Annotated in this window: 29 protein-coding genes, 1 other RNA gene and 2 pseudogenes; 4 read left to right on the forward strand and 28 right to left on the reverse strand. The window is 30.0% G+C overall.

Annotation, left to right across the window (positions count from 1 at the left end; genetic code table 11):
- Positions 1-52 precede the first annotated feature (52 nt).
- The 8 genes and pseudogenes from ACY191_RS11870 to ACY191_RS11905 all read right to left on the reverse strand — a co-directional run bounded on the left by ACY191_RS11870 (position 53) and on the right by ACY191_RS11905 (position 7,377).
- Positions 53-397 carry a DUF4260 domain-containing protein gene (locus tag ACY191_RS11870; protein WP_229367058.1) on the reverse strand — a complete coding sequence of 115 codons (345 nt, stop codon included), beginning with the start codon at positions 395-397 and terminating at the stop codon, positions 53-55.
- Between the two features lie 227 nt (positions 398-624).
- The gene (locus tag ACY191_RS11875; RefSeq protein WP_229367057.1) at positions 625-945 is read right to left on the reverse strand and encodes a nuclear transport factor 2 family protein; all 321 of its coding nucleotides are present in this window, start codon (positions 943-945) and stop codon (positions 625-627) included.
- 156 nt (positions 946-1,101) lie between these two features.
- Positions 1,102-2,313, reverse strand: a complete 1,212-nt coding sequence (locus tag ACY191_RS11880; protein ID WP_229367056.1) for a Fic family protein — start codon at positions 2,311-2,313, stop codon at positions 1,102-1,104.
- Positions 2,314-2,617: 304 nt separating this feature from the next.
- Positions 2,618-2,938: pseudogene (locus ACY191_RS11885) on the reverse strand (hypothetical protein).
- Positions 2,939-4,143: 1,205 nt separating this feature from the next.
- A complete protein-coding gene (locus ACY191_RS11890; protein ID WP_411841252.1) occupies positions 4,144-4,344 on the reverse strand; it encodes a sigma factor-like helix-turn-helix DNA-binding protein in 201 nt (66 codons plus the stop codon).
- Between the two features lie 193 nt (positions 4,345-4,537).
- Positions 4,538-4,699, reverse strand: coding sequence for a hypothetical protein (locus ACY191_RS11895; RefSeq protein WP_229367055.1), 162 nt, complete (start codon positions 4,697-4,699; stop codon positions 4,538-4,540).
- Between the two features lie 505 nt (positions 4,700-5,204).
- Positions 5,205-6,950, reverse strand: a complete 1,746-nt coding sequence (locus ACY191_RS11900; RefSeq protein ID WP_463270035.1) for a DNA/RNA helicase domain-containing protein — start codon at positions 6,948-6,950, stop codon at positions 5,205-5,207.
- Between the two features lie 28 nt (positions 6,951-6,978).
- Positions 6,979-7,377: an NUDIX hydrolase gene (locus ACY191_RS11905; protein ID WP_158256572.1), complete on the reverse strand. Its 399-nt coding sequence runs from the start codon at positions 7,375-7,377 to the stop codon at positions 6,979-6,981.
- 348 nt (positions 7,378-7,725) lie between these two features.
- Here ACY191_RS11905 and ACY191_RS11910 point away from each other — a divergent pair, with 348 nt between their 5' ends.
- A complete protein-coding gene (locus ACY191_RS11910) occupies positions 7,726-8,307 on the forward strand; it encodes a hypothetical protein (protein WP_463270036.1) in 582 nt (193 codons plus the stop codon).
- Positions 8,308-8,436: 129 nt separating this feature from the next.
- On the opposite strand, the gene ACY191_RS11915 is transcribed toward ACY191_RS11910, so the two are convergent.
- Both ACY191_RS11915 and ACY191_RS11920 read right to left on the reverse strand, forming a co-directional pair.
- Entirely contained in the window at positions 8,437-8,823 is a 387-nt protein-coding gene (locus ACY191_RS11915; protein WP_041612995.1) for a YbgA family protein, read from the reverse strand.
- Positions 8,824-8,850: 27 nt separating this feature from the next.
- Positions 8,851-9,042: pseudogene (locus tag ACY191_RS11920) on the reverse strand (hypothetical protein).
- Positions 9,043-9,161: 119 nt separating this feature from the next.
- Between ACY191_RS11920 and ACY191_RS11925 the strand changes: the two are divergent.
- Positions 9,162-9,341 (forward strand): hypothetical protein, encoded by a 180-nt coding sequence (locus ACY191_RS11925; RefSeq protein WP_463270037.1) that lies wholly within the window; start codon positions 9,162-9,164, stop codon positions 9,339-9,341.
- 116 nt (positions 9,342-9,457) lie between these two features.
- Here ACY191_RS11925 and ACY191_RS11930 read toward each other — a convergent pair whose 3' ends face one another.
- The 14 genes from ACY191_RS11930 to ACY191_RS11995 all read right to left on the reverse strand — a co-directional run bounded on the left by ACY191_RS11930 (position 9,458) and on the right by ACY191_RS11995 (position 18,527).
- Positions 9,458-9,982: a hypothetical protein gene (locus tag ACY191_RS11930; RefSeq protein ID WP_463270038.1), complete on the reverse strand. Its 525-nt coding sequence runs from the start codon at positions 9,980-9,982 to the stop codon at positions 9,458-9,460.
- Positions 9,983-10,216: 234 nt separating this feature from the next.
- The gene (locus ACY191_RS11935) at positions 10,217-10,549 is read right to left on the reverse strand and encodes a sigma-70 family RNA polymerase sigma factor (protein WP_463270039.1); all 333 of its coding nucleotides are present in this window, start codon (positions 10,547-10,549) and stop codon (positions 10,217-10,219) included.
- Positions 10,546-10,872 carry a hypothetical protein gene (locus ACY191_RS11940; RefSeq protein WP_463270040.1) on the reverse strand — a complete coding sequence of 109 codons (327 nt, stop codon included), beginning with the start codon at positions 10,870-10,872 and terminating at the stop codon, positions 10,546-10,548. Before ACY191_RS11940 ends, ACY191_RS11935 begins: the two co-directional genes overlap by 4 nt.
- Complete coding sequence (locus ACY191_RS11945) at positions 10,869-11,405, reverse strand: pathogenicity island protein (protein ID WP_232197785.1); 537 nt, start codon at positions 11,403-11,405, stop codon at positions 10,869-10,871. The genes ACY191_RS11940 and ACY191_RS11945 overlap by 4 nt, the downstream gene beginning before the upstream one ends.
- A 25-nt stretch (positions 11,406-11,430) precedes the next feature.
- Positions 11,431-11,904, reverse strand: coding sequence for a phage terminase small subunit P27 family (locus ACY191_RS11950; protein WP_232197784.1), 474 nt, complete (start codon positions 11,902-11,904; stop codon positions 11,431-11,433).
- Between the two features lie 1,137 nt (positions 11,905-13,041).
- Entirely contained in the window at positions 13,042-13,515 is a 474-nt protein-coding gene (locus tag ACY191_RS11955; protein ID WP_112369595.1) for a hypothetical protein, read from the reverse strand.
- 15 nt (positions 13,516-13,530) lie between these two features.
- Positions 13,531-14,361 carry a zinc ribbon domain-containing protein gene (locus ACY191_RS11960; RefSeq protein WP_463270041.1) on the reverse strand — a complete coding sequence of 277 codons (831 nt, stop codon included), beginning with the start codon at positions 14,359-14,361 and terminating at the stop codon, positions 13,531-13,533.
- A 91-nt stretch (positions 14,362-14,452) separates the two neighbouring features.
- Positions 14,453-14,866 (reverse strand): hypothetical protein, encoded by a 414-nt coding sequence (locus ACY191_RS11965; RefSeq protein ID WP_463270042.1) that lies wholly within the window; start codon positions 14,864-14,866, stop codon positions 14,453-14,455.
- Positions 14,863-15,147 (reverse strand): pathogenicity island protein, encoded by a 285-nt coding sequence (locus ACY191_RS11970; RefSeq protein ID WP_463270043.1) that lies wholly within the window; start codon positions 15,145-15,147, stop codon positions 14,863-14,865. The genes ACY191_RS11965 and ACY191_RS11970 overlap by 4 nt, the downstream gene beginning before the upstream one ends.
- Complete coding sequence (locus tag ACY191_RS11975) at positions 15,134-15,937, reverse strand: bifunctional DNA primase/polymerase (RefSeq protein ID WP_463270044.1); 804 nt, start codon at positions 15,935-15,937, stop codon at positions 15,134-15,136. Before ACY191_RS11975 ends, ACY191_RS11970 begins: the two co-directional genes overlap by 14 nt.
- A gap of 166 nt (positions 15,938-16,103) precedes the next feature.
- Positions 16,104-17,720, reverse strand: coding sequence for a phage resistance protein (locus tag ACY191_RS11980; RefSeq protein ID WP_463270045.1), 1,617 nt, complete (start codon positions 17,718-17,720; stop codon positions 16,104-16,106).
- Between the two features lie 58 nt (positions 17,721-17,778).
- Entirely contained in the window at positions 17,779-18,087 is a 309-nt protein-coding gene (locus ACY191_RS11985) for a hypothetical protein (protein WP_463270046.1), read from the reverse strand.
- A 2-nt stretch (positions 18,088-18,089) separates the two neighbouring features.
- Positions 18,090-18,272, reverse strand: a complete 183-nt coding sequence (locus tag ACY191_RS11990) for a hypothetical protein (RefSeq protein ID WP_463270047.1) — start codon at positions 18,270-18,272, stop codon at positions 18,090-18,092.
- A 36-nt stretch (positions 18,273-18,308) separates the two neighbouring features.
- Positions 18,309-18,527 carry a helix-turn-helix transcriptional regulator gene (locus ACY191_RS11995; protein WP_463270048.1) on the reverse strand — a complete coding sequence of 73 codons (219 nt, stop codon included), beginning with the start codon at positions 18,525-18,527 and terminating at the stop codon, positions 18,309-18,311.
- 182 nt (positions 18,528-18,709) lie between these two features.
- Here ACY191_RS11995 and ACY191_RS12000 point away from each other — a divergent pair, with 182 nt between their 5' ends.
- Both ACY191_RS12000 and ACY191_RS12005 read left to right on the forward strand, forming a co-directional pair.
- Positions 18,710-19,237 carry a helix-turn-helix domain-containing protein gene (locus ACY191_RS12000; protein ID WP_107524430.1) on the forward strand — a complete coding sequence of 176 codons (528 nt, stop codon included), beginning with the start codon at positions 18,710-18,712 and terminating at the stop codon, positions 19,235-19,237.
- A 9-nt stretch (positions 19,238-19,246) separates the two neighbouring features.
- Entirely contained in the window at positions 19,247-20,353 is a 1,107-nt protein-coding gene (locus tag ACY191_RS12005) for a tyrosine-type recombinase/integrase (protein ID WP_463270049.1), read from the forward strand.
- Between the two features lie 108 nt (positions 20,354-20,461).
- On the opposite strand, the gene ssrA is transcribed toward ACY191_RS12005, so the two are convergent.
- From ssrA to ACY191_RS12025, 4 genes are all read right to left on the reverse strand, one after another.
- Positions 20,462-20,822, reverse strand: a transfer-messenger RNA (tmRNA) gene (gene ssrA, locus ACY191_RS12010).
- 104 nt (positions 20,823-20,926) lie between these two features.
- A complete protein-coding gene (smpB, locus tag ACY191_RS12015; RefSeq protein ID WP_042739643.1) occupies positions 20,927-21,391 on the reverse strand; it encodes an SsrA-binding protein SmpB in 465 nt (154 codons plus the stop codon).
- A gap of 22 nt (positions 21,392-21,413) precedes the next feature.
- On the reverse strand, positions 21,414-23,792 hold the full coding sequence (gene rnr / locus ACY191_RS12020; RefSeq protein ID WP_232165244.1) for a ribonuclease R: 2,379 nt from the start codon (positions 23,790-23,792) through the stop codon (positions 21,414-21,416).
- 36 nt (positions 23,793-23,828) lie between these two features.
- Positions 23,829-24,569: an alpha/beta hydrolase gene (locus tag ACY191_RS12025; protein ID WP_042739641.1), complete on the reverse strand. Its 741-nt coding sequence runs from the start codon at positions 24,567-24,569 to the stop codon at positions 23,829-23,831.
- Between the last annotated feature and the right edge of the window lie 25 nt (positions 24,570-24,594).

A 24,594-nucleotide genomic window follows, 5' to 3' on the forward strand; every position in this document is an offset into this window, starting at 1 on the left:
CTTTATATTTTGATTACTGGAGTTTAAAAGTACAAAAAATTTTCAACTTATTTTAGACTTTTTGAATTGTTGTTTTATCAAAATTAAATGCATATTTTAAGCCAAAACCAAAAGCTCTATCCATACTAATGTGAGCTAACCAAATCAAAGCTATTTGCAATATCAATGCTTCTTTAACCAAAAAGTAAATTAAGGTTATGAAAATAGGAACAATATAAGTATGACCAATATTATAAATTCTACTCCCTATTTCTTTATTAATTAAATAACCAAACATAAAAACATCTGGAACGAGCAATAACAAAAGAAAAATTAACAAGGAATAATCAAAAATTAAATAAACACAAAGCGTTACTAAAAATACAGCTGCATTTTCTAACCTAATAAAATTGCTCAACAAATCATCTCCTTTTTTAATATATTGCCCAAAATATATTAAATTATTCCTAAAGTTTCATAGATAAGAAATAAGACATTCGCATTATGGAAATAATTTGATGTTTCAAAAAATTAAGCACCCAACCATAAGTTGGTTGAGTGCTTTTAAAAAAATAAGTAACGAAAGTTCAATAATATGTACATTAAATATTTTCTAAAACTCTGTATATATTTTGATATCTATGTTTAATATGTTTCTGTGCCTTGATGAAATAATAACTTCCACTCATTTTCATAAAACTTCCAAACAGAGCTTCTATTAGTGGTAAAATCATTCGTAACATTATACAACTTATAAGTACATAATATACAATCTTCCGATAAAATATATTCTTCAAAATTTTCAATTTTGTAATAATCAGTATCTAATTGGTGCATTATAATATCAGATTTATAATAGACTTTTCCAGATTTTCCAAATTCTTTGAAATCAGGGTGTAAAATATCTAAAAATTTTTTATTTGCTCTATTCTTACTTTTTAAATGTAACCATTCATATTCAATCATTTAATTCAGTCCTATACAGAAGTAATTAGTAAGTAATATCAGGTAATAACCTCATTCTACTAGTATTAAATTGTTTTTCAAATAAGTATATTAAATACCTAAGTGTTATTTATTTAATCATCAATAAGGTAAAAAACACCCACATGTTGGTGAGTGTTAATCAATAAAATCTTCTGATATCTTATACTGTGCTGGGCGTATACCTTCTTTTTCAATATAGCCCATATCTATTAACTCACTTAAAAATTTTCTTAAAGTTTTTTCCGATATACTTACATATTTTTTTAAGGACTGGACTGTAGTATATTCTTCTGAGGAAAAATAGAAGATTTGAGCCATTATAAATAAAATTTCTTTGTAAGCATCATTGAATTCGTTTAAATTTTCATCCAGTGTTATTATCTCTTTAGCGTGTTCTAACTGTGTTTTCTTAATTTTTAATTCATCTGCTAACAATTTTTGCCCATTTATTACAAACTCTAAAAATTTGTCTATAAAATAATTCAATTCCCCTTTATTTATTATCTTGTTTGTCATATCAAACATATCATAATATGTTTTCTTATCATTATCTATAGATCTTGATAATGAAATAGCGGTTAACTTATCATATTCTTTATTTAAATATAAACTATTAATGAAACGTGAAGTCCTTCCGTTACCATCATAAAATGGATGTATATATCCAAAATAATAATGAGATATTGCTATTTTAATCACCATGACTATTTCACTTTTTTCATTTAATAAGTTTAATAATTCTTGCACTTTTTGTTCTATCAAGTAATGTGGATATACTCCCTCATGAATCACTCTATTAGTAGATGTAACAACATTGACCGATTCTTTTCTAAACAATGGGCCTTCAATTTTATTTTTTTCATCTATTTCTGATGCAGTAATATTATCATATATTTCTCTAACATCCTTTGTGGTACGTGGAAGTAAGTTATCTGAATATAAAATATTTAAATATGATTTAAGCATACTATAAAATCTGGGTTTCTTATGATCATTTTCTCTTATAGATTTCATACTTTGAACAATCTCCATTTTACTGCTTTTTATTCCCTCAATTTGGTTTGTAGATAATAATTCGTTAGCAATAATGTCGTCATATAGTGATTCTTTTGCACCTTCAGGTAATAATATGCTTAATTCTCTGAGCAAAGAGCTATACTTTTCTATTTTATTTACAAGCTTCATAGTATATAAAGTAGGTAAAAAATATAAAGTCAAATTCTCACCAGATTTATATGGCTTAATCGTTAAATTAATTTTTTGAACATTGGGAGCTTCTATTCTTTTTATATATTCATTTTCAACATTCTTACTATACTTATAGTGATATTTATGCATATACTCCATAGATTCACTCTCCCTAAATGGTAATTTCAATATATTTTACCACTTAGTCGAAGTTATATCAAAAGTTAAATCATTATTCGATATTAATTCCTTATAATTCTATAACCTCACAAAAAGACTGATCATCCAGTTGATAAATAAAAAATAAAGTGATCCTTTAACTCTTAATATTTAGATACAAGGGGTAGGCATATCGCCCATCCCATGTATTTTTATTTACTCATTTTCGTGCTTTTTCATATTTTTGTAACTTACTGTAACCAAAAGAATAACATTAAGTAGTAAATAAACCTTTTAAGACAAATCACTCTTCTATCGAAACTACCATACTGGACTTTATATTATTAGCTAATACCTGTAATTCAGGGAAATAATTATTTTTATTTTTAACCATGTCGTTGATTTCTCTATCTTCCCGGAATTGTATTATCTATTAATTCTAATATTTCTTTGTGATTTATATTATCTAAACTTACTCTATCTAAATGCTTTAAAATAGCTAAAAGCAGTTTATCAAACACCTCATGTTCAAAGTCGGATTCCAATAATAATAAACTAACAGAATTAGTTGCGAGTTGATTATCTCCAATACGAATTGATATTCTCTTATAGCTTGATATAGCAATCTGAAACTTTATTTTTAGAAATAACAAAAAACTCCCTTCAAAGTTTTACTTTTTATGTGTCTACTTTAAAGGAAGCATATCAGTGGCTAATGTGGGTTGTATAAATACAACATCAAGTTATGTAGAAACTATTCATTTACTTCTCTATTTAGATTAATAAAAATTATTGCTTTGTCTAACTTTTGTCAATACATTTAGCACTCCAAAATATAAAAATCAAGGATAAAACCGTGAAGATAATAAACCAAGTATCTAGATGATTTTGATTCATTTGCTTATAAGCAAATAATGCTAAAAAAATACCTAAAATTATTTGTATGATAGCCAAAAACCACTTCAAAACAACCATTCCTTTTCAAAAAATATTATTATAATCGCTTTATTGATGTTAAATTTCGTAATCCTTAACCCTCAATAAAGTTGATCGCCATAAATGCATCGTCTACTTTTTGTTTCTGACAATTTTTAATACAAATACATATAGAGTCATATGTATTACAAAAAAACCACCCAGTGACATACGTAGATGGTTTAATATTTAATAACAAGACAAGAAGAAACTTGTCTTCAAAACATTCCTAAATCCCAAAAGCAAAACCCTATTTCTAAATAAAATAAAGTATTAAAACTATGATTATAGAAATTGGAATTATTACTTTATCAGCATTCATCATAGATTCAGATAATCTTTTAAATTCTTTATCTGATGATTTATTTATTTTTAACTCAATATACTTTTTCCCAAAATAAAAAGCTGGAAAAGTATGAACTAATAAAAAGATTATTAGTATCGTTAAAAGCATATAAGAATCTCCTTCAAGCTCAATAAATTTTCTATATATATATGTGTGGTCTAATCAAAGAAATTCATTACGGTCATAATAAAGGTTAATAAACAAGCAATTAATATAACTAACTTACCTTTTTCCGTCTTTTCATTTCCTTGTCTGTATTCTCTCATTACAAATAACCAAGAAAGAATAACTAAAATTCCTAAATAATACTAATAATTTTCATTAATTCAGTCACACCTTTTTTGGAAACTTTATCATATTAATTGTCGCTTTTTAGGTCTTTTTTTTGTCGTTGAAATTTACAATTAAATTTTAACATAAAAAAATAGGGTAGGCACATGCCTCTCCCCTTCATAATATGGTATTGATTATTTCTCACATTGTCTATAAACATTATATATACCTGCAATTCAAGGTAGCTTTTCCAACAGTCCATCAAATATTTGTCTTATTCGTTCCCCACTTAAATTAAATATCTTACCAACTTCTTCATAAGTTTGCCCTTCACTAATAAGCCAAAAGATAAGATTTTCTTTATCGTTAGCTATAGATAGTATTATTATGTCTAATATATTAAAATATATTGTGTTATCTACAGGTACAATATCAATATCATTATCTTCACTTTTTAAGCTAAGAAATTATCAAAATCACCTTATTCTACCACATCGATAACATCATTTTTATATTGCATTATAAACGCTTTAACCCCTTTTTGTCGAAACGTTTCATATCCAACCTATCTCATTAGCTAATTGTTTGATAATAGCTCTACGCCCTTTATTAAGTACATTCTTACCTATATTAAGTAGCTGATGCGATTACTTCATCAATTTGATCATCTTTCCACAATGATAGCTCGATAATATGCTGTTTTAGTATAGAAGTTTCATTAAGTACTGTCGTTATACCTTTGATAAGTTTATCTAAAATATGATGATATAAATCGTTTGAGACGATGTTCAATGATTAATAATACCTTAACATTTTATGATAATTTTTGAAGTATACTTTTAATATGTGTGATCCTATTCCTTGATGCTTTTATTAGTTTTCAGGCTCAAATATCAAATATAATTTGTCAAAATACAATCTAAATAATGATTGTGCTTTTTATTCGCTGTGCACTTTTTGTGACCCCCAAAATAAAAAGCCCTCAACCACAAGGGTTGAGAGCTGTATAGTGGAGACGGCGGGAGTTGATTATACCGTTTATCTATACATTTAAAAATTGCTATAAGTATTGTCATATCAACGTTTACATTGCATTACTGATTCAGTGTAAAATGTTAAAATTGCAAAAACAACATGAATCTGTGGCAACATATTCGTATTCATTCTCGTATGCGTGAGATACCTTTATTTTTCGGATATGAAATACATTGAAAAACAACATAAATTTGTGCACTCTAAATTGATTTAATTCTAATTAAAAATGCTTTCAGTTTGTATACCACTTTTTATTTTTTATCTAATTAATATCAAGAGTTTTCTTCATATAATTCTTAAATTTCTCGTTTTTCCAAAATCCAATACGAATTCCGTCTATTCCTCTAGTAAGTAATACATAATAGATATTTAGAACAAATATAGTAAATTCAAATTCATTTTCAGGAGTAAAATCATCTTTTGGAAAAACCCCATTTACATTATAAAAGTTTTTAGTTTCTCCATACAATTTACCATTCGCATCCACTTGTAGATCATTACCTACTAACACCCCGACTTTATTAAGATCAATTCCTTGAACTGCAAATACTGAGCCTATTTGTTCTTTAGCATCTTCATCGGAGGAATTAATCCAATTTTCTTGCTTAGAATTCCACCTTCTCTTAATACCATCTTCGTGCCAATGTGTAATACTAGGATCCTTGCCATGTGCTTGTTTCCACGGTTCAACTAATCCGCCTAAAACTCTATTCACATGATTATGATTATAATTTAAATCATCATCTAACCATTCAATTAAACTATTCAACGGCTTATTTTCAAAATAACCAAAATATGCATCTTCACTTTTATCTCTAAATAAATCCCTGTCAAAATCAGAATTAAAATTTGTCATATCTAAAAGTCCAGTATCTTTATATAATAAATATTTAATACCATTTATATAATCATCAGAGTTATAATTTTTACCTTCTGGTGCTTGAATTCTAAATTGAGTTGTTAAATATTCTTTTTGGAAATTTTTTGTTTCATCCATAAATTTAGAACGTTGAATGTTTGCAGGCCTAATCCCTTGTAACACATCATACATTAGAATAATTTGCTTCCCAATCTGCTTAATACATTCTAAATGATTTTCTGTTTCTTCAAACTGATCTTGATAAACTTTGTTGAATGTTGGATGCTGTTTTGAATACCTTCTAGACATTTTATGTGACTCATCTACTATAACTACATCAAACATTTCTTTTTCACTTAAATAATTATTGATTAGTGATGTTGATGTTGTAATTTTCAGATTATCATTCTTCAGGTTATAGACTTTAAAAATATTCGCAGCCGTATCAATCCAATTGGGTTGTACTACAATAGCAACTCTCTTATTTGTGTTTTCTAATAATTCAGCAACAATATGTGTAAGTAATACTGTTTTCCCTGTACCTGCATCCCCGTTTATAACAAAATCTTCGTGTGGTTTATTTACTATTTTTGAAATTAAATTACTTTGTTCCATTGTCAATGTTTTTATAGGACTATATTTTACTAAAACATTAGATTTTAATTTATTAATTGTTGGTGTATTCACCCATAAAGGATATAATTCATTTTCCCAAAAGGGTAATATAACTTCTGTTTCAACTTTTTCTTTTTCTATGTAATCAATTACAGCATTTCCGTTAGTCAAATTGATCACTTCGTCATCATCATAATTTAATTTTTGATTTTTGGATAAATCAGCTGCAAAATATGTAATTAATTGTTTTTCAACATCATTTAAAGCTGATAAATGAAAATATTGAGAAGTAAGAATTATCACCTTGTTAAAATTTGCTTCATTAAATTTTTCTTCAGTTCCATTAAAATGTTGCTTATGCCTTTTAAAAAAATGCTTAGTTTGGCCTATATATTTCTTTTTAGGCTTATTACTTAGGTATATATAAATTATATTCCCATTTTCTATTAATTTCTTTTTTTTATTATTCAGTTTATCTAAGTTAGTTATTTGACCTTCTACTATATCTAATTCAAATGCATCATACTTTGCCACTTTCAATCTCCTTTCTGTCTTTGATTATTTACTTGTTCAAAATTTCCAAGTGAGTAATAATATGACCAATAAGGCCATCTCCCGCAAAAATATCATTATCATAGAAATTTTGATTTAAATCTATCCAAAATAACTCATTTTTTTCGGGAACTAATTCAATGTCATCTTTCAATACTCCATAATAGACTTCAATAAAGACGTCTTCTAACCAATAATTTAAATCAATATATTTTATTAAATTTATTTTATCATTGGAGATACCTGTTTCTTCAAACAACTCTCTATAAGCGGCGCTTATACTATTTTCATGACCTTCAATTTTACCACCGACAAAATTATATCTGTCTTTATACGGCTTTTTGTTTCTATAACAAAATAGCAACTTATTCATATCTTTATTAATAACCATAATCAAATTAAATTTCATAATATTTCCCCTAATAAAAATCATATTTCCATTTTGTTACTATTATCTTTATTATTAATTGGTTCGAATTATATATTTCTACTAAATGATAACATAAAGCGATTTGTACATAACAAAAATTAATCATAATATATTCATCTAAAAGTGCTCTGACATTCACTCTGTGCTGCATCGAGAAATGAATTAACGTATAGTTGTTCATTTGATGTACTGCAGTCGTCTTTGATTTTGAACGAATTATAAGTATATTATTACTAAATATTTTCAGTCATAACTTTTTGTTATCACTATTGTTTTTTATGTGTAGTACACTTAAGTTAACAATTTATTTTTTAAGGAGAGTATTCAATGAAAAAAGTCTTATTTTTATTATTAGCAAGTTTACTAGTTTTAGCAGCATGCGGGAATAAGGAAGAAGAAAGTCGTTTAGATGATACGAAGGAAACTAAATCATCGAGTAAAGACAACAAGAAAGACGATAAGAAGTCTAAAGATAGTAAAAAATCAGATGACGATAAAAAAGAAGAATCAGATAAGGAAAATTCTACTAACAATAATGATGCTCGACAACAAAACACAGCGCAACAAACTCAAAATACTGAACAACAGTCTACACAAGAACCTGTACAATCACAAGAACAAGCGCCTGTACAACAAGAGCGACAAGTTGAACAAGAGCCTACTCAGACGCAAGAAGCACCTACACAAGAAGAATCACAACAAAATACACAATCTGATGGACAAAGTTCTACAGCAAATGAGAATAAATACATTCAACAGAATCAAGAATGGAGACAAAATTCTTCTAATGGTCTATCGTCTGGCGAAACCCAATTAAAACAAGAAATTTTAAATGGTACTTATGAAGGTGAGGATAGTGATGAAATAATGGAAGCTATAGAATATTACGAACAACAATACGGTCAATAATTTTGGGGCACCCCACCGTGCCTATATATTTTCATCTTTTTTTGGAGAATCTCTTATAGCTTGATTAAACATTTTATATAGACTTTATACTCTTAAACTTCATGAAATTGACACGCAAAAACACCCCACCTATTCATTTAGGTGGGCTTTATTTATAATAGTAGATTGTTTTAAATAAGTAACTTCATATAAGTCGGCTAATTTCTTGATAAAATCAATTAATACTTTTTCTGTTATAATATGATTTTCAAAATCTGTCTTTAGTTTTTTAAATAACTGCTTTTCTTGTTCAGTACTTATTTTTTTAAAATATCCCCACATATGGCAATAAGCATTTATTATTGATCCTTTAGAAGGTTGCTTATTTAGAGCATATTGAATTTTTTGTTGAATTATTTCAATTTCAACATCATTATTCATCAAAAATCTAATATCATTATAAGCGTTTTGATCATGCCATAAAACTTCGTATTTATATCTACTCCACAGTTTTTCTTTTTGAAATTGTTTGTTAATGTTATATACCTTCTTTCAATGTTCTATTTAATAAAAAGGAACTATTTTACTAGCTTTAATAATATCTTTAGTAAAGAAAAATTGTTTACCCTATCCTGTATATGCAGGGTTTAGTATCATGTTTGCTTTTGCGTTATATAACCATTCGGGATTTATTCCTGAATTCAAAATATCCTGGAATTCTTGGAAATCTTTATTCCAGTCTAAATTTGGTTCCATTTATAATCACCTCATGAATATTATAGAACATTTGTTCTTATAAATAAATTTAATATCTTTTTTTCTTATAACCAATTATAATTAAGTGTTAGATAAAATCAGACAATTTAGGAGAATATATGGATTATAAAAAAGAAATTGAAAAAATGGGCTGGAATAATAAAGAAGTAACTAATCGAGTTGAAAGTTTAATAGAAGAAAAAGTAATCGATATAAAAGAAGATGTAACCGAAGATCTATCAGTGGTTGTTGAAAAAGAAAATAATAATCCACTACTCAATGAGTTTTTAAATAAATAAAAAAACAGCCTATCTAATCAGATAGGCTAATTTATTACACTTTGTTAAGCATTCCACGTCGCTTGATAATTAAATACCCCAATATACTTATTGAAAACTAATTATAAATAAAAAACTTATATAAATTGTAGTTCATATACATTTTTATTTTCATAAGTATTAAAACTATCAATATGACCTTTTAATAATATTTCTTGTTTCTTTCTACTCACATTGTGATAATATGTAAGCCTAATATTCATATCTGATTCGTAACCGTTATTTTGAATAGTATCATCCAATTCATCAAATACAGTTTTATTAATAGGCAACATATAGCTTTCTTTGCTAGGTAACATATTTATATATTTCTTTTGAATTACATTATCTTTACCTAAGATAACTTCGACAGTTATATTTTTAGCAGCTCCTCCACCAAGGTTATATAACTTTAAATGATCTTCGTTTTCTTCAGAATTTGAAGTCGTATTTCTTAAATTTAAATTTTTATTATCCTCTTTTTCTAAAAGGATTTGATTAAAACCAAGTGCTGGGATAAAACTAATTTTCATTTGGTAAAGCTGAACTGATACCGATACAAAATAAAATAACGCCATAATAAAAGTTCCTAGTGATCCAATTGCTGAAATAATATTTATCATATTAAATCTCCTTTTTTAATTTTTAGGAGACAGTAGTAGGGATTTCAATATAGCATGTAAGGTGCTTTTTGTACATTTTTTTAACTTTTCGTCCTATCTTACGTATAAAATTATAAAAAAACACCCAGTGACATGTTTGGGTGCCGGATATAAAAACTATTTTGGAAAGGACTTATACATGTGGATAATTTTAACACAAAATAGGCCAAGCACATAAGTGCCTACCTCTAGTTATTACTCCAACTTATCCAACAATCGATTCAACATTTGCTTAGCTCTTGCTTCTTTGACACCAAATATACTTCCAGCTTTTTCAAAACTCACACCATTACATATTAGTAAAAATAAATTATGTTCTTTTTCAGTCGCTACTCTTTCAATAACAGCTTCTAGTTCATTATAAAATATACTTTCTTCAACATTATTATCTATATCGTGAGTTTCTGTTTGATCATTCACATTAAAGAACTCATCTATATCAATATCTTCATTATATGCATCAGTATTATTTATTGTCTTGTGATAGTTCAATATAAACTCTTTTACTGTTGCTTTATCATACCTCATACATAATCTACTGCCTTTGCAACACGTTTTAATATAACTTCTCTCGCATGTCTTAACGTTAACTGACTAACTCCTATCACATCAGCTATAACTTCATCTGTGTACTTCTTATCATCCCGCCATGTGAGCTTAATAATCTGCTGCACTTTCACATCACTATCGTTATAAACTTGAGTAACACCCTTTACAATCGATTCTAGGTTCATATATTTTAGGTCGTCCATATCACTAGGTTTATTCTTATAAGTATCTACCATACTATGATAATTACGCATGTAGCGTTCTAATATAGGATAATCCACCTCGTTTAAACTTCTAATCACACAACCAACTCCTCACGTTCATTATTTAATGACTGCTTTACTTCTACTACAAAGTTTTGATACATGACTTCGTTCTCTTTTTCATGCTGTTTATTACGCTCTAAACGCTTATGATGATGTACTTTATATAAATCTTCCTGTAACTTATCAATCGTCTTTAATGGCTTGTTACTGCCATTAGATTTGAAGTATCTCATCACTTCTTGCTGCTCTTTTGGTGTGTAATTATAGATGATTTTCTTTAATAAATTTAACTTCTTAGTACTACTATTTTTAAAACGATTCAATTCTTCTTTTTGATCTATAATCCATAAAACTAACTTCTCTAATGGATATGAAATAGAAATCACGCCCATCACATCATCACAACTCATATGAGATGTATTTAAGTGGTACATTGCATCGATTTGTTCCTGTATTGCACGTATCTTACTATTAATGAATTGTGGATTATAATGCGTTAGCAATTCATATTCAGTAATTTTCTTTTCTTCGTAATACCACAAAACTGATTTACGACGTTTTAATATCATAGTAGCCCTCCTAGAATTTTATAAATTAATCGTTATCATCAATACCAAACATTTCATATACTGATTTATCATTTGTCTTTTCTTTTGAAGGATCTAATATTTTTAATCGTGATTCTACAGTTAACCCTAACTTAGGCGCAATGCTATTTAATTGCGATAACGAATCTCTTTTTATAGCATGATTCTGATTAAGCTTTGTGCCACGTTCAGTAACGATAATTGCGTCTTCATTTTTCATACGTATAGTTGCATTGATGTAATCTGAATAAGCTGTACAATAAGCAGAAACTAATGCTAAATCTAAACTAGCTACAGGTAATTCTTGTAGTAATGGAAATATCCTATGCCATTCTTTTGTAGCCGTATCATCTAGCCATTCAGGAGGTTCTGGTGATAGTTTTGTTAATTGCTGCAATGCTTCTTCTGTAGCTTGTTTCGATTCCTGAACTTCTGTAGTTAACCTACTCTTTTGTTGTGACAATAACTTTCTTTGAGCCATTAAAACTCCCCCTTTTTCTATGCATTCTATTATCTAAAGTCATTTTACTTTACGCATTTTCAACTTTCATTTTCAACATTCGGTTAAGATTAAGTATCGAGCGATTACAAATCTTTTTAAAATACGAGGGCGCCTAACAGACCCCTGGCTTTTTATATTAGTAATGCTTAGATGGTAATAGCTGAACGATTATGACGTGCATTTATTATTTATATAGCTTTAATCACAGTGTTGTTATATGCTCTAAAACAAGCTCTAAATGCCTTCTATGAAGTCTATTTTTAAATGCTTTAGCTTCATATTTATTTCATTTTATAACTTTATTTAGGTAAGTAATTTAACTTTATCTATAAATGTTTTTATCCTTAAACACATCATTATAATTGGATAATTTATAACCATTGTATTAGTAATTTATTTGCTATTAACCTCTTATCACTATTAAGCATTCAACCTATGAACAAGTATGAAGATACTTATTGTATTCATGTTCATATTGAATATTTATTTTTATTTTAATAATTTATTTAATATTTAATTTCAAATGAATGAACAAAAACATTTTGTAATCATTTATCTTTTAAGTTTGTTCATCAAAGTTATTTCGTTAATCAATCTTCTATTAATAATATAAAAGAATTTATTATGATCTAATCATTTAGTTAAATACATTTTACTTATCTTAATATCATTGATGATATAACAACATAATATTTATCATCATTAAACAAATCTCTTTATTAATGTTCAATACAACTTCAATCATTATCTATCTTAAATACTTCTTAACTTAACATCACAACAACTTATTATTATTCTCTTCTGAATCAATGTTCGTTATCAATATGTTAATCATGATCTAATCACATGTCTTTATATGATTGCTTAATACTAGAACCAAGCAATGCTAATTCCTCTACAATAAATCTTGATATTAAAACAGCCACCACCACAAGTATAAGAGCAGAACAAGTGATGATGGCGTACAAAGGAAGTATACAACTTTCAAGAACAAGCGTTTAAACAACCGATACCAGAAGAATTAGTGAATGTTTTATAAAGCATTCAAGGTAGATTCCTACCTACTTACATTATACTACATAAAATACATTATAACAATAGTATTTTATAAGTTATTTATTTTGTATTAATAGACACTAAATCAATCTTATCAATATTGCCAATAGTTGTATTATCCATACCCAATTTACTAGCGTAACATTGTACTGATACCGATTTATTATTCTTAGCTATATCGATTAATTCTTGCAATCCCTCACCTTTATCTTGAACCCTATCAACTTGAATACCAAAGCCAATGAATTCTTCTTTAATAACAGTAAGTACGCCTGAATCTTTACTGTTAGCAACAAATGATTCCTCATTGTTGTTTATCACAATATTGATACCATCAGTATCTTTAAAGTTTTTAAATACCCTTCTAGTTAAAGAACCTTTTTTATAATTAATATCCGAACTAGCCACACCATCAACGGTAGCAATCCCAACTTGTGTATTTGAATATAATGGTTTTAAAATAATAGTGTTTTTCTTTTCATCAAAGCCTAAAGCATAATCTTGTTTTATTGGACTTAATACTGTGTAACTCATTTTATATTCCCCTTCTTACCATTTATGATTTCCGTTATTGTATTCTGAATCAGCACGACCATTTACATTAAATAATTTTTCCTTAAAACTATTGGCTAATGTAGTTGGGTCTGTATTCGTTCTAAATGGATCATCAACTAAACTTGTATTACGCTGTAGACTCAATCTCCATTGCTCTGGATTGTTAATAGCAGTATTCATATAATTGCGTCTTGATGCTCTACGAATGGCTTCAACTTTATTAGCTGCAATCTTCTCATATACATCATATGCTTCTTGTAATTTTTCATTGAATTCTTGTATTAGTTTACTGTTATTATCTTTTAATTCTTTAATCTCTTTATCATACGCAACATTAAATGCTTTTATATCTTCATCTAATAATTTATGATTGTCATCTTCACTTTGTTCTTGTAATGCTACAATTTCATCTTCAAGTTTTCCTTGTTCTTTTTTAAGTGATGCAATCATAGTGTAATCATTTTCATTTCGATAATGTGACATCTTAATATCAAATTCTTTTAATTTGTCAGTGACTTTGCTTTTTTCTAAAGCCACGTGTTTTTTATTCTCTACCTTTGGTTCAATTACCTTATTAAATACTTCGATTGATTTTTCATTTACTTTAGTCATTAAAAAAACTCCCTTATTTTTAGTTATAAAATCTTTATATGTTTTAATTTGCTTACTGCTTTTCATTTCATTAATGCATTGTTTCACTTCTTCAATATCTTCACACTTAGTTACATAACGCCTGATTACTGTATCTAAATAACTCTCTGACACATTACTTATATTAGTTGGTAATCTAGCAACAATTTGATTCGCCACATCCCTATACCACATGTGCATATCCCCTTTAATTAAATAGATATAGAATATCTTTAATATCTATTATTAGTTTGTATCAATATGAATTTAAATGTTTTTACCCCTTTTAAAGCTGCTTAATACTTCGCTCACTTATTGGATAAAACCAGTTTAGATCATCTGCACTTTTAGGTTTAAATCCAGCAAGTGCCATCGCTTCTTTCATATTGCTATTTGATATATAAAAACCATATGGTTCACGTTCAAACATGTGCTTTAAGTTATAACTGGAATAGTTTTCGTTGACTGTCTTAATAGGCTCTAACTGTTTACACCACATCAATACTGTTTCAAGTTGCTCCATTGTCATATCATTAAAATCTATTGCATTAAATCCTAAATTATTATCACTCATATACTGCTGCAATTCTTCATCGGTAAAGTTAAATACTTCACGTGGATAATCCATAATCACACGATGTACATTATTATTAGTTACTACTGTTCCATATCTGTTGCCACTATTGTATAGGTATCTCATTTTCTTCGCCCTCTATTCTTTTTGATATATTCTAAATAATTCTTAGTACGTGCCATTACCAACTCAAAGCCACCGTGGGCAATCATTTTATAACTGGTGCGCCTATTACTATTGGGTACATAGCTTTCACGCCATGCCACCCAATTATTATCAATATACTCAACGTATACTTGCGACACCTTACTGATCGAACAAAAATACATTTCTTCTGGTATGCCAACGATTAACTCTAATTTTTTAGCTTGTTCATCATAATTTATTTCAACATTAGTAGCCTGCACTTCTTACAGTCGCCTCCCAACTTCTTTCATCAAATATATCGCCATTTTTATTATCCCCAATTAATATACGCAATGGCTCAATATCGATGTTACATTGCTTCGCATAGCTTGCTGCTTTATATAAATCATCATTTCTATATTCACTTTCACCATTAACAATACGTTGATATGCTTGTTTACCTAATCCACCTTTACCAGCACCTAAATGGTCAAAATTATGGTCTGATAAAACTCGTTTCATAGAATACGGTTCTAATACTTGTTGTGTGTAATTACCACGTTTAGAAAATATACGGTTTTCAAATTCTCCATTATATTCCGTTACATCTTTTTTATTGTGTTTATAAATCCCTTTTCGTGTCTGACTGTTTGCTAACACAAAATAATTGTTATAGTGCGCCTTTATATCTACTGATGGTAAATAATCTATTTTTTGACTGTATTCAATACCACCACGTTTTTTGAATATTATGTGCTTTCCACCACTGGGCGTCGTTTGTACTAAAGTATTTTGTGCATTAGCTACAACTTCGCCATAAAAAGGTATCATTTTTAAACTTTCTAATCCGTTACTACCTTCTTGATGATCTACATCAATATCGATACACCACACTCCACGTGTTAGTACACCTAATACATGTGTTTGATGATAAAAACTCGAATGATATTCAATAAAATCATCTGTAACATCTATATCTGCAAAAGTAACACTAGGTTTCTTGTACTGATTTAAAGGTATAACTTGAATATTCTTTTTTAATAAATATTTTGCTACATGATAACCTGTCATTGAATACCTCCTTTACTAACCCTTATAACGCTTATTTTTTCCCTACTAGTAATACATATTTATTTTTATAAAAAACGCTATAGGAATTTAGGGTTATAAGAGTTAGTGACTGTTGTTACAACATTTTCAGAGTTATGATAAGAGTTAGTAAGAGTTATACTAACCCTTAATCTCCAGAAATTAATTCTAATGCCATATTAAACAATTCTGGATTTTCTACTTTATGAACCTTTGTATTTACTCCATCTATCCATTTTTGATTATTTATGCTTATTCCGATTTTCTTCATATCATCTCTAGCTTGTTTGTACCTCAAACTTTTATAATCTTGTTCAATCATTTTTTGTAATGTTTCATCACCAGCAAATAAAAAACTTTGTTTTGCTAAAACTTTAAGCATATTAACTTGTGTTTCAGTCAATTCATCTTCGCTAAAATAGTTTTTAAGTGTTACATCACTAAAATTAAACTCTCGACCAATTTCTTTCAGATACTCTAAACTCGCAATCAAAAATGAAACTGCAGCTGCTACTGATTTCTTACCATTAGGTTGCACGAAATCCCAATAAGGCTTAAATGTTTGATAACGTTCTTCATCTGTTTCATTAAGTGGTCTATCTTTGAGTGAAATTTTAATTGTACGTGTTGTGTTTGCTGTAATTTCTCCTGTATCTACATTTTCATTAGTATCTAAGATTAAAACTGCTCTATTTGTAAATTTAAAACTATTTCTTTGAATACCACGTCCGGAAATTGTCTCACCAGTAGCGATTTTTCGTAATATTCGCATCATAAATTTAGTAATCTCACCTGTTTCATTTGCATGTGCAATATCTGCACCGTAAAAATTCATCCATTCGTTAGATGCTTCAAAGCCGGGAGATAATAGACTGTCAAAGTTCACTTTATTAACCTGTAACAGTGCATCAAATGTAGTCATGAGTAACCCTTTGCCAGAACGGCCGAAATCCTTCATAAGGAACCATTTCTCAGCTTGTATAAGGTCCATCTTGCGATACATTGTATAAGCATGCATTAGCATTAAATTATTTTTGCTTTTATCATTTTCCGTTACTAAATCATAAAATTTTTTAGGTGTTTCTAAATTAATATCCGATTCATTCACATCATACATTTTGGCGTATAGTTCATCTGGATTAAGTGTTTTCTTCCTAAACTCTAAGTTTCTGCAATCGTAAATCCAATTATTACCTGCAACGGTATACGGAAAAATATTGTACCCGTGTTCAATATTTAAATGTTCTCGATACATTTCAATCATGACGTCTAAAAAGTCGTTTATCTGGTGCTTATTGTCGATTGGATAATTTAACGCAAAATTGGTTTCGTCTATCACTTCATAGGTATTAGTTTTTACTATTAAAAATGCATCTAGTTCATCCGAATAAATCACTTTATCTGATATGAGATCAGCTATAAAGCGTGCGTAATTGTTGAAGGCATCTGCTTTAAATGTAGATTTTTTTTCTTCTTCGCCATTATCATTTTCAGTAGTTTTTGTATAAATCGTCCCATAAATAACTCCAATTTCTTTAGGAATTATGATATAATCTAAAGTAAGATTATTAATGTAATCACCTATATCACTTTTTTCACGATGATATAAATTTCCTTTATTATTAAAAATTTGTTTATCACCAGAGATAGAAGCGAAATTGATTCGCTTACTAATCTCCTTGATTTTGGATAAACTCGTTGTATTGATATAATCTAAATTTGAATGAAACTCAAAATGTTTTTTATATAGTGTTGTTTCGTCCATACAACCATCCTTTCGTTTATGTTATATTCTTGTTAGGTATTTAACTAAATATCTGTGTTTAGGCGTTATCATTCTGCTTGCCGGCTTGTGATAATGCCTTTTTTTCTTTGTTAATATGTCTCTGAATATCATCATGCATTGATTCAATATCATTTCTGATTGCCAATAAAGTAGATGTAGTTAGATAAATTTGCTTAATGTTGTTATTGATAGCTTGATGATAAACAGGTTGATTAGTTTTAACTGCATGTTCTCTTTCATCTTCAAGTTCTGATACTTCTGTAATAAGGAAATCTAAAATACTTTGTACTTTATTTACTAAATCTGCATGCTCAACTGTTTCTTGTAATTGTTCTGTGATTTTCATAATTACTTCTCTCCTAACTTATATTTACGTCTGATTTTTCTATCGTCCAAACTATCTTTAACCACAATTGATATAAGTGCTAGTGGCGTATATAAACTTATTGCATTAAAGATATCCTCTGTCACAATTCCTACTACTGATGATGCTGTGGCACTAAGTGTTATTAATCCTATAAATGTTTTCATGTTATCTCTCCTTAAATTTTCTTATTGTAATGTCCGTTATGATCCTACTGTGATTGAATTACTGAAAAGCTGGTCTATAGGCATTTCATATAATTCAGATAAAATTTTCGCTTCTGGTAGTGTAAAGTTTGCCTTGTTGAGCTCTTTCAAAGAGTAACGTTCCTTTGAGATACCTAATTTGTGAGCAACGAACGCTTGATTATGTCCATGTTCCTTACGTTGAACATAAAGATGTGGGTATGCTAGTTTTTTCATTTTGTTTCCTCCTTCTCGAAAACCATATTAATATCGGCGATATTTATGTCTAAAAAAATATAAACTTTACGTTTTAAATATCAGTATCGGCGATATAGTTATATCATAAACTAAAACAAAAACACTTGCAACCTTTTAATTAAAATTAATTCTGATAGAATGAATAGAGAGGTGATGAAATAATGAATATCGGCGATAATATTAAAAAAATAAGAAAAGAAAAGGGATTAAAACAAACTGATTTTGCGACTCAATTAAATATTTCACAATCCTATTTGAGTGACTTAGAAAATGGAAGAAAAAATATAAGTATTGATACTGCTAAGCAAATTGCAGATAAATTAAACGTCACAATAGGTTACTTAACTTCTGGAAATAAAATGTTCAGTGATTTAACTGATGATGAAAAAAATAGCGAGTATATAAAATTCAAAAACATGTTTTCATCTGAAAATGCTTCTCGAGAAGAAACTTTGAAAAACAACCTGCTAGAACTAGTCAAGACAAATTTAGAATATTTAGATATACATTATTTAAACAATGTCTATAACTTTTATGAATTAGAAAAAAATAATAAAAATAATTTATTGTTCGTTTCTGTATTGTTACAAAAAATCTTTAATGACAAAGGTTCAGAAAGCAAAGAAGTATATGACGATATAATGAATGAATTTAGCGAATTTCTAAAAGAATACTTAAAAATTAAGTAGGTGATCTAATTGCAACACGACCTAAAAATATCCCACAATATTTATAAAGATGCTAAACGTAGTACATATTACTTCCGTATCACATACTATGATAAGACGAATACAAGAAAAGAGATAAAACGTACTGGATTTAAGCAACGTAAGGAAGCTGTGAAGGCTTGTAACGCTTATATGGATGAATTAGAGGGCATCGGCAAGATTAATCAATTGCCTTTTGATAAGCTGGTAGAGGAGTATGTGGATTGGTACACAGCAAGACGTAAATCATCAAGTGTGAAAGCATTAAAAACACATACCAATAATCATTTAGTACCCTATTTTAAATCAATGGACGTTTTCAATATGACTACACAAGATATTATGAAGTTTCAGAATAAGAAGATGAAAGAAGGACGTTCTGGGGAATATTTGAAGAAAATGCATGTGTTTTTAGTATCAATACTTAACCACGCTATGAAGTATCATGATCTAAAGCAAAATGTTGCATCTTTAGTAGGTAACTTTGAAATTGAATCACAAAAGCGATTAAATTATTGGACGTTAGAGCAATTTAATCAGTTTTACGATATTTTGCCTACTATACAGCAAAAAGTGTTCTTCAAACTATTATTCTACAGTGGCGCACGTAAGGGTGAAATTAGAGCGCTCACATGGGCAGATGTGAACTTTGACGATGATTATATCCATATAAATAAAACGGACTATCACGGTGAAGTGACAGCCCCTAAAACGAAAGCAGCCACACGTGATATATACCTACCAACTCACATGATGGACGACTTACGAAATTATTTAACTTGGTACAAAGAGAATAACATATATAAGGATAATTATGTATTGTTCGGTACATTCTTTAAAGCGTTCAGTGAATCCACTATTGATAGATGGTTTACTAATGCATTAAAAATATTAGATGATGAATTACCTGCTGGTGAAACATTCTCTCGTATTGTAATCCATGAATTAAGGCACAGCCATGCTTCTATGCTAGTCAATCATGGTGCTAGTTTAATGATAATTGCACAAAGGTTAGGACATTCATCTATTGAAGAGGTAAGCTCACGCTATGGGCATTTGTATCCTAGTACACAAAAAGAAATAATCAAATATTTGTAGCCACTACCTTAAATTATGGTGGTGGTTTTTTATGTACTGTGGCAATACTGTGGCAATACTGTGGCAACAAAAATAAAAAGCCTACAACCACATGGGTTGCAGACTCTATAGTGGAGACGGCGGGATTTGAACCCGCGTCCAGAGGTCCTGATACTAACCTTTCTACGTGTGTAGTCTATCAATCAATTTCGCATGATGGTAGGAGATAGACAACCAACATCATACTAGTTTGATTCATCTCTTCTAGACAGACTTCAAACGGCAGTGTCTAGCGTATCCTACTTAAGGTTGAATCGCGTTAACTGCACATAGGAGATGCAGTTAGGCGATGCAGAGTGCTATTAGGCAGCTACTGCGAAATTATTGTTTGATTTGCCAGTTATTATTAACTGTGTGTGTTGTTGCGGAGACAACCCTCCGACACGCTTAATTAGCTCGGGGGACCCCTGTCGAATCCAAGAACGTCCCCTTAATATGAAATTAATGTACTTTCTGATGTGTTAACACTGTGTTTACATTTCAGAAAGCACATTTAATATTACCAAAGATGGAGACCTTTGGCAATATTTTCGCTTAATAACGGGCTTTCATTGCTCTATCTATATCACGTTTTACTGCTTTTTCTTTTAATGCTTGGCGTTTGTCATATTTTTTCTTACCTCTTGCAACACCAAGTAAGACTTTGCAGTGGCCATGTTTTAAATAAAGTTTTAATGGGATGATTGAGTAACCCACTTCTCTTGTTTGGTCACCAAGTTTGTTAATTTCACGTTTGTGAAGAAGTAGCTTACGTGAACGACGTGGATCATGGTTAAATCTATTACCTTCTTCATATGGTGCAATATGCATATTCTGAAGGTAGATTTCACCGCGATTGACTTGTGCGTAACTATCTTTCAAGTTTGCACTGCCACGACGAATGGATTTAATCTCTGTCCCTTGTAACACAATGCCCGCTTCAATCGTGTCCTCAATAATATAATCATGTCTCGCTTTACGATTTTCAGCTAATGTTCCAGGTGATTTTTTCTTTGGCATTGAGTTTCACCTCTTTGTTGATTTATTTTTTCTTTTTACGTGCTTTTCTTTTAACTTTCTTGTCTTTGTAGAAAGGTTTGTGTTTGGTATTACCATCACTATGTTTCTCTTTGTTACGACGGTTTTTACCTTTACGTTGGTTTTGCTTTTTGCCCTTTTGGTCTTTAGAGCTGTCTAGTGATTTACCACGTGTTTTTGCTTGTATTGTCTTACCACGTGCTGGTCTTTGACTAGCGCGATCGTTATTTTTAAGTAATGGCATACCTACAATTTGGAAATCTATCATGCGTTCATCTACATCAACGTTTATGACCTTGATCTTAACTGGGTCACCGATGCGGAATACTTTAGCTTGGCGTTCTCCAATCATTGCCATTTGACGTTCATCAAAGTGATAGTAGTCATCTGTCATGTTAGACACGTGGACCATACCCTCAATTGTGTTTGGCAATTCGATAAACATACCAAAATTGGCAACTGAACTGATGATACCTTCGTATTCTTCACCTAAATGTTGAATCATATACTCTGCTTTTTTCAGTTCATCTGTATCGCGTTCTGCTTCAATGGCACGACGCTCACGTTGTGAAGTATGTTCTGCAATTTCTGGCAGCATATCTTCCCATTTATTTAAAGTCTTATTATCCATAGATTTTTCTATAAGGTATTTACGGATTAATCTATGTACGATTAAATCAGGGTAACGACGGATTGGTGAAGTGAAGTGTGTATAGTATTCAGCTGATAATCCAAAGTGACCTAAATTGATATCATCGTATTTAGCTTGTTGCATTGAGCGTAGCATCATTGTTGAGATAACCATTTGTTCGGGTTGACCTTCAACTTCTTGTTGAATTTTCTGTAATGTTGAAGGATGGATATCTTCTCCAGTACCTTTAATCATAAGTCCGAAATTAGTTATAAAATCAAAGAATTGACGTAAACGATCTGATTTTGGTTGTTCATGTACACGATAAATAAACGGAACGTCTAATTTGTTAAAGTGTTCTGCAATCGTTTCATTGGCTGCAAGCATAAATGATTCAATTAATCTTTCGCCTTCTCCGCGTTGTCTTAATTGAACTTCAGTAGGAATACCATCTTTATCAACTAATACCTTTGCTTCATTAATATCAAAGTCAATTTCTCCACGGCGTCTACGCATGTTAATTAATCGATTTGATAAATCTTGTGCGAGATCGAGCATTGGTGTAACTTCTGCATAATGATTGCGTGTAGCTGCGTTCTGATCGGTAATAATTTCATTCACTTCATCGTAAGTCATTCGATAATTAGAATGGATAACACTATCAAATATTTCATGTTTCACAACTTCTCCACGTTCATCCAATTCCATTTGACAACTTAGAGTTAATCGGTCTACATCAGGATTTAATGAACAGATTCCGTTACTTAAACGATGCGGAATCATTGGTATAACACGGTCTACAAGGTATACACTAGTTGCTCGACTATAGGCTTCTTCATCTAATGCAGAGCCTTCTTGAACGTAGTAGCTCACGTCAGCAATACTTACAGTCAATTGTGTGTGACCATTGTTTAACTTTTTAATGCTAATTGCATCATCCAGGTCTTTTGCATCCGCGCCATCAATGGTAATTGTAAGTTCATCACGTAAATCTCTGCGACCTTCTATTTCATTTGGATTGATTTCTTCTGGTACAGCTTTTGCCTCAGCTAACACATTGTCTGGAAACTCTATTTCGATACCATGTTGATAAATAATAGATAAGATATCTACGCCTGGGTCATTTTTATGACCGAGTATTGCTGAAATATGACCTTCAGGATTGTCTGTACCATCTGCATATTTAGTGATTTGTACTAATACTTTATGGCCATCAACTGCACCTAAATTTTGACCTTTAGGAATAAAGATATCTTGCATGATACGTTTGTCATCTGGTAATACGAATCCGAAGTGGCGTGCTTCACTGTAAGTTCCAACAACTTGCTTTACAGAGTGGTCTTCAATGGATTTTACTTCGCCTTCTACTTTACCTTTATGCTCACCTTTCGAATTCTGGATTTCAACAGTTACGGTATCGCCATCCATAGCACGATTAATCTTGGTTGGTGGGATGAAAATATCTTCCATATCCTCATCTTCAGGACGTAAGAATGCAAATCCTTTTTTGTTTTGACTCAATTTTCCTCGAATCAATTTAGTTTCTTTTGACTTAGCAGATGCTTTACGTTGATATCTATCTGTCTTCGTACGTTCAATTAGACCAACTTGTTCTAGTTCAACAAGTACTTTAATTAAATCTCTAAATGAATCTGCACTGCTTAAGCCTAAGGCATCTTGAAAATCAGACACTGACATCGGTTCATAATCTGGTTGTTTGATTATTTCTTCAATGGATTGTTTTAAATTCATTATGCCCCTCCTTTCTATATTTTCTACGTTTATATTTTAATTTGACCAATCTAATGATTCTAAAAATTGATATACATCTTCAAATACTAATTCCTTTTCTTTATCTATTGTAATTACATGTCCAGAATTAGCATACCATTTAATTGCTTTGTCATCAGATTCGCTCTCGTTGTATATAATGTTTGCAGAATCTGTATTTATCATTTTATCTTGTTCAGCTTGAATCACTAATAGAGGATCCATAACTTCATCTATATGATCACGTACATCTTGTATTTGACCTTGTAATTCTTTTAATGTGTCAGTTGGATGAAAGGCAGCCATTTCTGACTCAATTGTGTCTTGGTCTTTGCCTTCGTATTTTTTAAAATTACGTGCATAGTCTAAGACGCCTTCAAACATAGCACCTTCTGTCTTAATATACATAGGTGAACACATGGTTACAATACCCTTTACATCTCTATTTAAGCTTAATTTCAACGCAAAACAGCCGCCTAAAGATAAACCTACTACAACAATTTCTTCGTAGCCCTTTTCAACTAAAAAGTCATAGCCATCTAATGCATCTTTATACCACACATGTGGGCTAGATTCGAGAATTTCTTCAGGTGGTGCGGCATGGCCTTCATATTGTGGCGCATAGCTCGTATAGCCCTTCTTCTGTAAAAATCGACCTAATTGACGGACATCTGCAGAATTCCCAGTAAAACCATGTAACAATAACACAGCTCGAGGACCTTCTTCAAAGAAGAACGGTTTTGGTAGTTTGATTTGCATTGTGATTCAATCCTTTCGCATATGC

This window comes from Staphylococcus sp. TCBT05 (assembly GCF_055179755.1).

What these genes read in the sequence shown, in the direction of transcription:
- ACY191_RS11875 (WP_229367057.1), bottom strand. Translation starts at nt 945, where the DNA reads ATGATTGAATATGAATGGTTACATTTAAAAAGTAAGAATAGAGCAAAT.
- ACY191_RS11880 (WP_229367056.1), bottom strand. Translation starts at nt 2,313, where the DNA reads ATGGAGTATATGCATAAATATCACTATAAGTATAGTAAGAATGTTGAA.
- ACY191_RS11905 (WP_158256572.1), bottom strand. Translation starts at nt 7,377, where the DNA reads ATGAAATTTAATTTGATTATGGTTATTAATAAAGATATGAATAAGTTG.
- ACY191_RS11910 (WP_463270036.1), top strand. Translation starts at nt 7,726, where the DNA reads ATGAAAAAAGTCTTATTTTTATTATTAGCAAGTTTACTAGTTTTAGCA.
- ACY191_RS11925 (WP_463270037.1), top strand. Translation starts at nt 9,162, where the DNA reads ATGGATTATAAAAAAGAAATTGAAAAAATGGGCTGGAATAATAAAGAA.
- ACY191_RS11930 (WP_463270038.1), bottom strand. Translation starts at nt 9,982, where the DNA reads ATGATAAATATTATTTCAGCAATTGGATCACTAGGAACTTTTATTATG.
- ACY191_RS11935 (WP_463270039.1), bottom strand. Translation starts at nt 10,549, where the DNA reads ATGAGGTATGATAAAGCAACAGTAAAAGAGTTTATATTGAACTATCAC.
- ACY191_RS11945 (WP_232197785.1), bottom strand. Translation starts at nt 11,405, where the DNA reads ATGATATTAAAACGTCGTAAATCAGTTTTGTGGTATTACGAAGAAAAG.
- ACY191_RS11950 (WP_232197784.1), bottom strand. Translation starts at nt 11,904, where the DNA reads ATGGCTCAAAGAAAGTTATTGTCACAACAAAAGAGTAGGTTAACTACA.
- ACY191_RS11955 (WP_112369595.1), bottom strand. Translation starts at nt 13,515, where the DNA reads ATGAGTTACACAGTATTAAGTCCAATAAAACAAGATTATGCTTTAGGC.
- ACY191_RS11960 (WP_463270041.1), bottom strand. Translation starts at nt 14,361, where the DNA reads ATGTGGTATAGGGATGTGGCGAATCAAATTGTTGCTAGATTACCAACT.
- ACY191_RS11965 (WP_463270042.1), bottom strand. Translation starts at nt 14,866, where the DNA reads ATGAGATACCTATACAATAGTGGCAACAGATATGGAACAGTAGTAACT.
- ACY191_RS11975 (WP_463270044.1), bottom strand. Translation starts at nt 15,937, where the DNA reads ATGACAGGTTATCATGTAGCAAAATATTTATTAAAAAAGAATATTCAA.
- ACY191_RS11980 (WP_463270045.1), bottom strand. Translation starts at nt 17,720, where the DNA reads ATGGACGAAACAACACTATATAAAAAACATTTTGAGTTTCATTCAAAT.
- ACY191_RS11985 (WP_463270046.1), bottom strand. Translation starts at nt 18,087, where the DNA reads ATGAAAATCACAGAACAATTACAAGAAACAGTTGAGCATGCAGATTTA.
- ACY191_RS11990 (WP_463270047.1), bottom strand. Translation starts at nt 18,272, where the DNA reads ATGAAAACATTTATAGGATTAATAACACTTAGTGCCACAGCATCATCA.
- ACY191_RS11995 (WP_463270048.1), bottom strand. Translation starts at nt 18,527, where the DNA reads ATGAAAAAACTAGCATACCCACATCTTTATGTTCAACGTAAGGAACAT.
- ACY191_RS12000 (WP_107524430.1), top strand. Translation starts at nt 18,710, where the DNA reads ATGAATATCGGCGATAATATTAAAAAAATAAGAAAAGAAAAGGGATTA.
- smpB (WP_042739643.1), bottom strand. Translation starts at nt 21,391, where the DNA reads ATGCCAAAGAAAAAATCACCTGGAACATTAGCTGAAAATCGTAAAGCG.
- rnr (WP_232165244.1), bottom strand. Translation starts at nt 23,792, where the DNA reads ATGAATTTAAAACAATCCATTGAAGAAATAATCAAACAACCAGATTAT.
- ACY191_RS12025 (WP_042739641.1), bottom strand. Translation starts at nt 24,569, where the DNA reads ATGCAAATCAAACTACCAAAACCGTTCTTCTTTGAAGAAGGTCCTCGA.